Origin of the sequence: Candidatus Magnetobacterium casense (assembly GCF_000714715.1) — a bacterium.
GTDB lineage: Bacteria > Nitrospirota > Thermodesulfovibrionia > Thermodesulfovibrionales > Magnetobacteriaceae > Magnetobacterium > Magnetobacterium casense.
Window position 1 is genome coordinate 99,017 of record NZ_JMFO01000003.1, and the last position, 12,702, is coordinate 111,718.

General features: G+C 45.1%; 9 protein-coding genes. 6 read left to right on the plus strand and 3 right to left on the minus strand.

Features of this window, described 5'->3' with window-relative positions:
• Positions 1 to 116 precede the first annotated feature (116 nt).
• From Mcas_RS02155 to Mcas_RS02165, 3 genes are read right to left on the minus strand one after another with little or no spacing between them, the layout of a single operon-like run.
• Positions 117 to 893, minus strand: coding sequence for an ABC transporter permease (locus Mcas_RS02155; RefSeq protein ID WP_040333824.1), 777 nt, complete (start codon positions 891 to 893; stop codon positions 117 to 119).
• A 24-nt stretch (positions 894 to 917) separates the two neighbouring features.
• Positions 918 to 1,508: a DUF4276 family protein gene (locus Mcas_RS02160; RefSeq protein ID WP_040333825.1), complete on the minus strand. Its 591-nt coding sequence runs from the start codon at positions 1,506 to 1,508 to the stop codon at positions 918 to 920.
• On the minus strand, positions 1,505 to 2,812 hold the full coding sequence (locus tag Mcas_RS02165) for an AAA family ATPase (RefSeq protein WP_320408694.1): 1,308 nt from the start codon (positions 2,810 to 2,812) through the stop codon (positions 1,505 to 1,507). Before Mcas_RS02165 ends, Mcas_RS02160 begins: the two co-directional genes overlap by 4 nt.
• Before the next feature lie 265 nt (positions 2,813 to 3,077).
• On the opposite strand from Mcas_RS02165, the gene Mcas_RS02170 reads away from it, so the two are divergent.
• The 6 genes from Mcas_RS02170 (at position 3,078) to Mcas_RS02195 (ending at position 12,680) form a co-directional block, all read left to right on the plus strand.
• Positions 3,078 to 5,180, plus strand: coding sequence for a molybdopterin oxidoreductase family protein (locus tag Mcas_RS02170; protein WP_052566726.1), 2,103 nt, complete (start codon positions 3,078 to 3,080; stop codon positions 5,178 to 5,180).
• Positions 5,177 to 6,328 (plus strand): histidine kinase dimerization/phosphoacceptor domain -containing protein, encoded by a 1,152-nt coding sequence (locus tag Mcas_RS02175; protein ID WP_052566727.1) that lies wholly within the window; start codon positions 5,177 to 5,179, stop codon positions 6,326 to 6,328. Before Mcas_RS02170 ends, Mcas_RS02175 begins: the two co-directional genes overlap by 4 nt.
• Before the next feature lie 24 nt (positions 6,329 to 6,352).
• Positions 6,353 to 6,889, plus strand: a complete 537-nt coding sequence (locus tag Mcas_RS02180) for a CDP-alcohol phosphatidyltransferase family protein (RefSeq protein WP_162176234.1) — start codon at positions 6,353 to 6,355, stop codon at positions 6,887 to 6,889.
• Positions 6,882 to 8,210, plus strand: a complete 1,329-nt coding sequence (locus Mcas_RS02185; RefSeq protein ID WP_040333828.1) for a DUF512 domain-containing protein — start codon at positions 6,882 to 6,884, stop codon at positions 8,208 to 8,210. The genes Mcas_RS02180 and Mcas_RS02185 overlap by 8 nt, the downstream gene beginning before the upstream one ends.
• A gap of 307 nt (positions 8,211 to 8,517) precedes the next feature.
• Positions 8,518 to 11,505, plus strand: coding sequence for a TIR domain-containing protein (locus tag Mcas_RS02190; protein WP_040333829.1), 2,988 nt, complete (start codon positions 8,518 to 8,520; stop codon positions 11,503 to 11,505).
• A gap of 353 nt (positions 11,506 to 11,858) precedes the next feature.
• Entirely contained in the window at positions 11,859 to 12,680 is an 822-nt protein-coding gene (locus Mcas_RS02195; protein ID WP_040333830.1) for a shikimate dehydrogenase, read from the plus strand.
• Positions 12,681 to 12,702 lie beyond the last annotated feature (22 nt).

The window sequence follows — 12,702 nt, forward strand, 5'->3', positions numbered from 1 at the left end:
AGAAGAAGAACAAGGAGGGCGGCTCCGCCCCCTCCTTGACCTCCCCCGCAAGGGGAGGGGCGAGGCGCCCCGGCCACAAAGAAGTCCCCTTGACCCCATCTTACCGAAGCGTAACATCATAGTACGTCGCTGAAGCCGTCCTTGAATTTGCTGAAGGTAAAGCAGCCTATGGCGAAAATTGATAGGGACATTGTTAGTAGAGACAGCAGCAGAGATGTTGTTGGTAGTTCTCTGAATAGTATAATTTTGTGGTATGTGGATGCGAAGTGTGCAAACGGATTGAGGTAGAAGAGGATTCTGAATTTTTCGGGGATTTTTTCGATGCTGTACATGATAGGTGATAGGAAGAAGAGTCCTTGCATGGCGTGGCCGATCACGTATCCCATATCTCTTAGGAACGGCAGCAGGGCAGAGAGGATCATGCCGGCACCCATGGTCAGTAGCAGTTGCAACAACACTACGGGCAGCAGCAGGAAGTATACGGTGGAGAATGTTGTCAGGGTTGAGTAGACGATCATAAAGATGAGGAATCCCACGACGGGTTGGACGTAGCTGGATATGGTCACGGAGATCGGCAGGTAGATGTTGGGGAAGGAGACTTTTTTGATCATGTCGCTGTGTTCGATGATCGAGGTTGATGCCCTGGTGATTCCCTCGGCAAACGCCGTCCAGCAGAGTATTGTGGAGAGGAGGAAGTACAGGTATGGGACGTGTGTGTGTGTGGTACCGGCATACGGTCTGGCCTTCATTATCTCATCGAAGACGAACCAGAAGATGAGTATCTGCAGCAGCGGCAGCACAACGCTCCACAACGCACCCAGCACGGAGCCGGCGTACTTGGCCTTGACATCCTTCTTGATAAAGTAGACAAGCAGGCTTAGGTTAGTAAACATGGCGATGTAGTTAGCATAGGCATCTTACGGGTAGTTGATTGCAGAGCAGAATAAGTCGAATGATTTTGAATTTTTACGAGCTACATCAAAACGCACACAGTTAAAGAGTATTTCAGCATGTGTTGTTTTTTTGTATTTTTTTAACATGATTCTTTCGAGAATCGCTACACCATTTCGTCCCTCAAAATTATCCTGATTATTGTGCTGAAGGATTAATTCTTGTCTGTTTTTAATACCTTCAATATCTGCAACGATCCAATTTTCGAAACATCTGTCAGAGACGACAACTGTTATTTTTTTTAACTGTTCTTCATTAAAATCTTTTAATAGTCGTCTTTTAATTTCTTCTAAGACTGAAACTCCAAACTTGACAGCAGGCGTTGTTCTTTCTTCTCTATCTAATATACAAATGATATGCCTATATCTATCCTTAAGAGCCTTTTGTAAACGAGCATAAATAGGATTAACATAAGCCTCTGGAGTAACATCCTTTCCATTTACGCCTGCTTGTATAAAATCAGGCGATTGTATAGATTGAGTTTCAAATTTCTTTCTGAAGGAACGAATTTCTGTTTTACCATCAACAATAAACAAGGCGGTTTTCAGATCAATCATAGTGGTACACCACCTATTGATCCGCCTACATAAAAATACCCACAACCAAAACCAGTATTTCTTATTACCTCTTTAAGATTATTATCCTCAGATAGTCTGGTACATTCTGTCTTGCCTGCTTTATTTTCCACTACGACAATCTCTTCAGGTCTTAGTGCATTTAGCACTGTCTCTGAATGAGTCGTAAGTATGCACACCTTATCCTCGAAGTAGTCTCTAAAGTATTCTATAAGTAATTGACATGCCCAGGGATGCAGATAGTTTTCAAGTTCTTCAATAGCTGTTGTACCCGTATTTTGCGAGTATATTCCTACAAGCAGCGCTATAAACTTAACCGTGCCATCGGATAGGTTCTTGGCAGGATTTTTTATATCATCAACATCAATAATAGAAAATGAACGAGTCATGTCTTGACTAATGTAAGTGCTTTCGATGTCTTTAAAGCGCGGATATATGTTATCAAGCAAAGACTTCAGATCGTCTAAGTCTACATTATTGTCATTGATCATAGCATACAAGGCATTCGTGAGGTATTTACCATCCGGCAACATCTTCGATGGGGCACTCATATCATTGCGTTCCCTTGCAACTTGCGGAACAATGCTTAAAATCGTGGTGCCTTTTAAGTCTTCTCTTACAAGGCCGCAATAATCAAAGTTATCGCTTAATACCCTAAAAAATCTGCCCTCAAGCAATTCTTCATTACGAGAAGAGACTTGCATCTCAACAATTTGATTTGGAGTCTGTATGTCATTTTTTATTGAAATTTTTATTGGACACATTACAATATTTGCCTCTAAAAATCTTGTTCTATATTCTGGTGTTTTCGTTTCTGCCTCAAGAATTACACTAAACTTGTTGTCTTTATAGCTTCCTTTTTGTAACTGAAGTTCCTGGTTTAATATTGGTATTGTATCACCAATTATGAAAAGTCTTATTTTATATTCGTAGAGTAAAACCTCATCTGAATCACTTAACGCTATCTCTCCCTTGCAAGAGGCGCATATTCCCTTCTCCGAAAGATTGTCGCCCAATGTAGAGGTAAAGCAACCTGTCATACCGCCGCGCTCGCTTAGAAATGTGCGCACATCACCACTTGCAGCCTTTGCAAACAGATCAAGCGCATAACAGATATTACTCTTGCCGGCACCATTGGGCCCTATCAATACGTTCAACCCCTTCTCAAAGGTCATACGAAAGTCCACCAACGACTTAAACCCGCTTATAGCGATCTCAGTAATCACAAACCCACTCCATATACAATAGACATTATCGAACATTACCCCCCCAAAAGTCAAACCCATCCGCCGCAGGCCAGCAAGGTTGCACAGGAAGGGGTCAAGGGGGCCAGGAGCGTCCTGGAGCGACAAGAAGCGGAGCCGCCCCTCTCTTTCTCTTACGGTCAAATGCGATTGACTTGATAATAAATTGCAAATATAGACAGGAGATATGTTAAAATAAAAGCGATTAGGAAAAGTACTGTTAGCTCAAACGATGCAAATATAAACAAAGGGATAATTTTTTCAGCGTTTTATACTGAAAATCAAGAGGATACCAGATGGTGTTGTTATGAGCGTTACATGGCATAAGTCAACCTGTCCGTACTGTGGATTTGGGTGTGGCCTGATGGTTGGAATTGACGGCGGCAGGGTTGTCAAGGTGACTGGCATGAAGGGACACCCAACCAACGATGGCAGATTGTGTGTGCTTGCAGAGACGCTGCCTGGAGTTTTTAATGCCAGAGATCGGTTGACACGACCAATGTTGCGACGTAAGGGGGTTCTGACGGAGGTTACATGGCAGGAGGCCATTGAACATGTGGCCGGGACACTGCTGAATATAATACACGAACACGGCCCCGATGCCGTTGCATTTTATGGCGGCGCCAGTAAACTCACCGAAGAATATTACCTGATTAACAAACTCATGAGGGCCTGCATCGGCACAAACAACATTGAATGTAGCACACGCCTGTGTATGGCCAGTACGGCTACGGGGTTGCTTTCAACCATTGGTGCAGATGCCCCTCCTGCGTGCTACGCCGATATAGAACATGCCGATCTGTTCTTTATTGCCGGCAACAATATGGCCGTGACGGTACCGGTGTTGTTTCAGCGGGTTCGGGCCGCAAAGAAGGCCAACTGTGCAAAGGTTATCGTTGCAGACCCTCGCAGAACGGATACTGCCGCCATTGCCGATATCCACCTCCAGCTCATACCCGGTACCGACGTTGCCCTCAATAACGCCCTGGCACACGTGCTCTTAAGAGATGGCTTCGTTGACAAGGAGCAGGTCGAACTCCACACAAGCGGCCTGTGTGACCTGAAGAATTTCCTGAAGGACTACACACCGGCAGTTGCGAGTCAGATTACGGGCTGTCCGCAGCAACAGATTGTCGATGCAGCACATGTCATAGGTCAGTCAAAGGCCATGCTCACCTTCTGGTTTCAGGGGTATAATCATTCCTCGCAGGCCGTGTTTAAAAACAATACGTTGCACAACCTGTCGCTGTTGACGGGCAACTTCTGTCGTGTGGGGGCAGGGCCGGTATCAATCACGGGGGAATCAAATGCCCTTGGCTGTCGGTTTGTTGGGGCGCTGTCACACCTGCTGCCGGGTATGCGCCTGGTAACCAACGCCACACATCGTCAGGAGGTGGCTGATTTTTGGGGCATCCCCGCCGAAAAGATAAAACCCGTCCCTGGCCGCTCAATCATCGACATCATCGCCGGACTGCATAACGGAGAGATAAAGGCACTGTGGGTTGCATCGACCAATCCTGCGGCCTCCCTGCCACACACCCGGTGGGTACAGGAGGGGCTGGCCAAGGCGCAACTGCTCGTCGTTGCCGACATCTTTCACCCCACCGAAACCACCATGCTTGCAAACGTTGTCCTGCCGGCGGCACAGTGGGGTGAAAAAACCGGCACCTTTGTCTCCTCCGAACGGCGTATCGAGCTGGTTGAAAAACTCGTACAACCACCGGGGGATGCCTTGCCCGATTATGAAATCATTTGGCTGATAGCCCGTCAGATGGGATTTGAACGGGAATTTCCATACACCAGTCCCGAGGATGTCTTTGAGGAATGGAAGGGGTTGACACGTGGACGTCTGTGCGATACCAATGGCGTGACATACCGGCGACTGAGAGGGGCCGTTGGACCTCAACTGCCATGTCCAACGCCGGAACATCCAGGCACTGAACGGTTGTTTGGCAACCTGGAGTTTGCACGTCCCGATGGTCGGGCGGCGCTTTTGGCACGCAGGTACGTCGAGCCGATTGAAACACCGGACGAGGAGTACCCCTTTATGCTTATCACGGGACGTCTGGCATGTCAGTTCAACACACGCACACGCACCGGGCGCATTGACAGGTTAAACAGGTCGGTTGCCGACAGTTTCGTTGAAATCAGCACTGAAGATGCCCGTATCATCGGTGTTACGAAAGGCGATGTTGTCAGGGTCATCTCACGTCGCGGTAGTGTGGTGGCAGAGGTGATGTTGTCGGAGCGGATACGTCCCGGCACGGTCTTTATCCCATGCCACTTTGGCGGCGCCATTGGGGGTGAACAGGACAGATTGGTCAACCTCGTTACCAACCCCGTATACGATATACATTCCAGGCAGCCGGAGTTCAAGATCAGTGCGGTAAGGATGGTCAGGGCAGAGTGAAGGATATTTCCACACAGACGGTCAAGTTTTTCGAGTCCGTGCTCAGTGCATCGGTTGACGGGATACTGATCGTGGATGAGTCACAAAACGTGATCGTGGTCAATGACGCCTTCTGTGTACCGTTTGGTTGTGTGCATGGCGACCTGCTGGAGACCAGCTTGTATGTCTGGCTCGAACGTATTGATGTCTCTCTGGTGCAGCGTTGGGGAAGGCTTGTCAGTGAGGTATACCTCAATGGCAGGTGCAGCAACGTCGAATTTGCCATACAAACAACGACGGGGGTTGAATACTTCAACGTCACGGCCTCATTACTAAAGCAGGTGCAGGAGCAAACTGTCAACGTTATCATCAGCATCTGGCACAACATCACGGCACTTAAACAGACAGAGGCGGTACTGCGCCAGGAGCGTGACACCCTGGAGGTGCGCATCACACGGAGAACCGCCGAACTGGCAAAGGCCAACGAATCCCTTATGATTGAGATCGCCCAGCGTAAAGAAATGCAACAGCAGATAACTCGCTCCCTTGATGAAAAGGTTGAGCTGCTAAAGGAAGTCCACCACCGTGTCAAGAACAACATGCAGATAATATGCAGCCTGCTCATGCTGCAAAGCAGCTACATAGAAGACGATAAGTATAAGGATATGTTCAGGGACAGCCTCAATCGCATCAGATCGATGGCCCTGCTGCACGAAAAAATCTGCCAGTCTCCGGACTTGGCCAACATCAACATACGGGCGTATATACTTGGCTTGGCCAACACCATCTTTAGTGCCTATAAGGTCAGTAACAGCGTGATTACCCTGGAGTTGGACGTTGACGACATCCCCGTCAACATAGATACCGCCATGTCGTGTGGGTTGATCCTGACAGAGCTTATCTCTAATTCCCTCAGACACGCATTTCCGGGCAACAAAGCGGGCGCTGTCAAGATATCCCTGCACCGCCATGATAACGGAAACTTCAAACTCGCGGTCAAGGACAACGGCATTGGTATGCCCCAGGGCTTCGATATCAGAGAGCCTGACTCCCTGGGATTGCACCTGGCTGTCTCTATGGTGGAAAATAAATTTAACGGTCAGATAGAATTAAAGAACAATGGCGGGACGGAATTTTGCATAATATTTAAAGAAATACTACCGCAATAACCTTTATTTATGACATTATATTGTATGGCAATTTTAAACGTTCCAAACACACTGACTGTACTGAGGATTTGTACGATACCGATTATCGTGACAATGCTCGTAAGCGGCAGACACATGGCGGCACTGTGGCTGTTTGTCTTTGCCTCCGTCACGGACATCTTTGACGGCCTTATCGCACGCCTTGCCAAGCAGCAGACCCAGTTGGGACGGTTTCTCGACCCTATGGCGGACAAGCTCCTGTTGGTGACCTCGTATGTGACCTTTGCCTACTATGGTTGGGTACCCGTGTGGCTGACTGTCGGCATCCTGTTGAGGGACGTTACAGTGGTGGCGGCGTGGGTGACGTTTTATCTGGTACACAAGTTTGTCTTCATACGGCCATCCATCCTGGGTAAGACGGCCATTGCCATGCAGATGGTGCTCTGTGCCCTGGTGCTGTTGCGGTTGAACTATGGCAGCAGGATACCTGAACCCGTGGTGTTTGTCTGGCTAACGGCTGCGTTTACTATTGTTTCGGCGCTGCACTACTTGTATCTGGGGTTTACATATAAACATGAGTGACACGGGCGCCAACAAGGTACTCTCCGTCTATCCGGACAGCCCCGCCGCAGAGGTCGGCATCAGGCCAGGCGATGAGCTGATCTCTATCAACGGCAACGCCATCAACGACGAAATAGACCTCAGCTTCTACGCTGCCGATACCACGGATGAGCTGGAGATGGTCATCAGGCGTCGTGGCCGCCTCATAAACGTATCAATCCCGCTGGATGAGCAACAGTGGTTGGGGATTGAGCTACAGTCGTTTAAGATAAAGACCTGCAAGAACCACTGCCCCTTCTGCTTTGTCTCGCAACTACCCAGGGGATTACGAAGAACCCTGTACATCAAAGACGAAGACTACCGCATGTCCTTTCTCTATGGCGGTTACATCACGCTCACGAACCTGACCCCGGAGGAAAAAACACGAATCGTACAGCAGCGTCTAAGCCCCCTGTACGTATCCGTTCACACTACGGACAATGCGCTGAGGCAACGCCTTCTTGGCAATCCTAATGCGGTTGACATACTGAATGAGATAGAGTTTTTTGCAAGCAACCGGATAACCCTGCACACGCAGATCGTACTCTGCCCCGGTCTGAACGATGGCCAAAACCTCCGACGAACCATCAGCGACCTGGCGGGGTTCTTTCCATATGTGGAATCCATAGCGGTGGTGCCCGTTGGTCTGACCGCACACGGTAAAAAGAGGGTGAATCCCGTTACCAGGGCGGATGCTCAAAGCGCCCTGGAGCTTATCGGCAGGTTGCAGGGGGAGTTTTTCGACAGACACGGACAGGTTATCGTCTATGCCGCCGATGAGCTTTATCTGCGTGCAGAGGCAGATATCCCCCCGCTGAGTCACTACGGCGAGCTGCCTCAGATAGAAAACGGTGTGGGACTGATTGCGTCGTTTCTGGATGGCGCTCAGGGCTTTGAGGGGCTGCGGCGTACCCCCAAGCGGATGGCGGTGACGTTTACGGCCATGTCATTTTATCCGTTTCTGAGGGACTTTGCCAGGGTGCTTTATGAAGAGACGACCTGCAATCTCAGGGTAGTACCCGTAGAGAACAAGTTCTTTGGTACCTCCGTGACTGTCACGGGGTTGCTAACTGGCGGGGATGTGATCAACGCCCTTGATGGTCAGATCAAGAGGGGCGAGGTGTTACTTATCCCGGATATCGTGCTCAGGGCCGCCAGGTGCGACCTGGAGCGACAAAGAAGCGACGATGTCTTTCTGGATGACGTCACGGTAGCTGGAATCGGGGAGGCCCTGAAGGTCAGGGTACAGGTCATAGAGTCCACATTTGATGGGCTTATTACGGCATTAGAGGAGTTACGTTAATGATGATAAGTGCAAAGACCAAAGTAAAAACAAAGGTATCCTCTAAGAAAAGCATGGTAAGCCTTATTTTATGGTTCAAAGGCATGGATTCCTGCTTTTGCAGGAATGACAGTTACAGCCGTTTTCCAATTGTGTCATTCCTGGCTTGACCAGGAATCCAAGATGCGTAACAGTATAGTTACCATGAGATATAAAGAGGATACAAACAAAGGCATTATGCCCATGAGAAAAAAATTATTGACCAAGAATAGAGGCATATGTTATCGTCATTATATATGGAATGTTTAAGGGACGATAAGGATATAATATGGCAAAGATATTTATTAGTCACTCATCCACAGATAAAGAAGAGATTGCAACCCCTTTATTTAATCATCTAAAGACAAACCACACAGTATGGTATGACAGCGAGCGGATAGCGCCTGGTGATTCTATAGCATCAAAGATAGCAGAAGGTATGGATCAGAGCGATTGTTTTGTCTTATTAATCTCAGACGATTACAATCAACGCGCCTTTTGTCAGCGAGAACAAGATGCAATAATTTATAGGCATATAAATAAAAGAAAACGTCTTTTAATTGTCAAAATAAATAATGCCAGGATTAGTAGCATAATAGAAGACCTTAGCTGCATAGAATATACCTCGGACAGCATAAATATACAGTCAATATGCGATGCAATAGATAGGAGCTGTAAGACTACTGTCACAAGGGTTGATGAACCTGATTTTTATATAGATAAGTTGGTATCTGATATTTTGCAGTTTAGGTCAGGTTGTATGGAATTGGAAACGTATACGTACATCACATCAGGCACAATTAAACCTAAAGACTCAATTTTAAATGAAGGTGTTATACTCATAAAGCCTGGTGGAACATTCTATAAGCCCTGCTTGGAAGAGATATTTAAAAGAATAGTTAAGAAATGTATAATTAATAAAGTCATAGTTTTTGATGGTAGAGCAATAAAGCGTATGGAGTTATTTGATAAGCAGTACAATACGCCAGTAAGAATAGCTACTGGTGATATAAAACTTTCGGTAAACGATTATGAAGAAATTAATCGGATATATAACACTGCTATATTTAAAAGAGAATATGGTGTTGCTTACAGTAATAGTTTGGTAGTTCCAGCATTAAAGCTTTGTGAAGAAAAAAACATAGGGCTTGATGAGTTGACAAGATTATGGGATGAGGGGAGGCAGCCAAATAAATTCTGGAACGGAAGGCATGATGGCCTTAATAAAATAGGTTATCAAAAATCAGTTTATCCTATAAAAATAAGATACGAAAATCAACCTGATGTCAGAATTGTAGTTAATGGATATATACCTGGATTAAAAAAACTATTCACAGATGATAAAAGTAGGGTAATAGCCTTACATATTTCTACCAATGAAAAATGGAATGATTTGAGGCTTAATTTAATTGGTCATAAATCAAATCCAGATTTATGTAAGGAAGGTACAATAAGAAAGGATGCAACAATAGGACGCATCCAACTTGATCCAAAGATACAAGGTAATGCAGTTAATGGACAGAAAAACATATGTCATATGAGCGGATGTTTATTTGATGGAATGAGAGAGCTAACTGTGTGGTTTGATATGGACACTACAGACACTGTGCTTGGAAGAATTCTAAAAAGCAAAGGAATATCCACAGAACGTATAAAACTAGCAATGGATAACTCTTTACCTGATATATCATGGTCAAGTACAAAAAGTAACAATGGAGAAATAGACGATGTTATTTTTCATGTTATTGATGAAGCTGATGATTTAAATAATTTTATTGTTGAAAATGAAATTCGATCTGATTTATTTAGACAAGTAAGTGATAAAATTATCCAAAGTTATTTTAGAGATGCGAAATTAAAAATTAATATTAAAGAAAATACTGATTTGCTTAAAAAGTATAATATTATAAAAAATAGACTTAAAACATTTATTTCTGAGGGGTTATATTATAAAATTCTAAAAAATGAAAGGTATTTTGCGCGACGAGTTGCCAAGGTGTTTGAAAATGATGATAATGAAGAGAGATTAACCTCTTTATTCTACGAAGTGGTAAACGAGATCGAAAAAATAATTCAAAAAGATGGTAATACTAATGTTTCACCAGAGATAGTGGCTGAAGCTTATAAAATAGCGGCAAATGATATAAAGTTCATAAGCAATAACATATATAAAACCAATGTTGATAGCCCTATGCTGTTTTATTCAAAGATTGTAACAGAATTACCTGAGCAGGCGATAAACTGTGCCCGAAGAATAAGATATAATTTCGTAAAAGAGCTTTCATCAATAAATCCTAATATTTGTAATGACAATCCAACATGTATTAGTGATAGAAAAGAATGGAAAACCTTTGTACAAAATGATCTGCAGCATATAGTGGATCAATTTCAAAATACCATATCAGAAAGTCCTATCACGACACTTATACTATGTGGTGGTCGGTCAACGCGTATGAATTCTACGATACCAAAACACATATTGCCATTGGGAGAAAAATTTCTATTTGATTGGGTTTCAGATATGATATTAGAAGCAACAAAGAAATCTTCGATGATTTATGCAGCAACAGGGTTTAGATCTGAGCTATCAGACCTGGTTTATGGTAATAGAATTAGAAATATTAAAAATGAACTTGCTTTTGGACCAGCGTTCAGAGTTGCTACTTGCTTAGAAGCCTTAAAAGATAATACTGGTCTTTTTATAGTTGTTTATACTGATATGCCATACATATCTCCAACTAATATTCGCAAGCTAATTGAACATTTAAAGAGTGAAAACAGCAATAAAAAGACATTTGGTATGATGACAAGTTTTGCAGACCTAGGTGGTTATGTGATAAGAGATGCTGATAATAATATAGAATCTATTATACAGGCAAGAATTGAGCCAATGAACATTAACGATGAAATGGGAAGAGATGTTGGCCTTTATATTTTCTACAACACGCAAGAATTTAGAGATGCGCTATTGAGTGTTAGCAACTCTAATGTCAGAGGTGAGTATTATTTTGCGGATGTAGTAAATGAATTGTACAAAAAAGGATGGAATATCGTTGATGTAGAGGAGACAAAAGCAAACTCACGATGCGTTAATACTTCAAGTGACTTATTGCGTCTTGTCTCCGACATAGATTTTAATGTTAATTTTGATGATATGTGTGGTAATTTTAAGAGAAATTATCACATGTCGATATCTGAACATATCAGAAGGAATAACTTGAAAAAGGCTATTGAGGAGTACAATGGCCCATTTTATTTTTTTAAATTCCCTGAATAAGATATAATTATAGAGTTTCCTACAATGCGCCTGTTTATAAAAATCTCAGTGCTTATTGTCCTACTCTATTAAGTATTTGGGCAAAGGTTTTCATATAAAACTCAGGATTGAGCGTTATGGGGTCATAGCAAATCGCATTCAAAGGAGTATGTTATGTTTCTACATTGTAAGATGCTGTATTTTAATGGGGTCAAGGGGACTGGTCCCCTTGCGGGGTGGGTCTGAGGGAGGGGCGGAGCCGCCTCCCTTCTTTCTTTTCTTGTATTGCATGCAGCGGAATCGAGAATGCCCTAAACAGGTCATAGAGTCCACATTTGATGGGCTTATTACGGCATTAGAGGAGTTACGTTAAGATGATAAGTGCAAAGACCAAAGTAACGGGGCTTTTAGGCTATCCCGTTGAACACAGCCTGTCACCGGCAATGCACAACGCCGGATTTAATCACCTGGGACTGGATTACTGTTATCTGGGTTTTCCCGTGCACCCCGATGCCCTTGGCGATGCAGTCAGAGGACTCAGGGCATTGAACTTCGCCGGAGTAAACGTGACCGTCCCGCACAAGGAAAAGGTCATCCCGCTCCTGGATGAGATCGACGAGGAGGCCAACTTTATCGGTGCCGTCAATACGGTGCTCAATACGGGTGGTGTCCTGCGGGGGTTCAACACGGATGGTCGGGGATTTTACCGGTCTCTGACGGAGTCCGGAGTTGTCATCCAGGGCAAGAAGGTGTTTATCGTGGGTGCGGGTGGGGCGTCGCGTGCCGTGGCCTATTATCTGTGCAAGGAGGCCGCATCGGTGCACATCTTCGACATAGACCGGGGAAAGCTCGACACACTCGTTGGCGACCTCAGACGCATAAATCAAGCCGTCTACAGTGAGGCATCGTTATCCGGTATCAGCGCCTCAGACATCGTCCTCAACGCCACCCCCCTCGGACTCAAGAACGATGACCCCACGCCGTTTGACCTTGCACAGTTAAACCCCTCACAGGTCGTCTACGACCTCATATACACGGAGACCCCCCTGCAGCGCTATGCCGGCGAACTTGGCTGCAAGACCCTCAACGGTCTAAGTATGCTCTTTTGGCAGGGCGTGCTGGCCTTTGAGGTATGGACGAAGAAAGATGCCCCCGTCGAAGTGATGCGCAGGGCTTTGTTGGATGCCAGGAAATAAAAGAAAAGACAGCCAAAGGAAG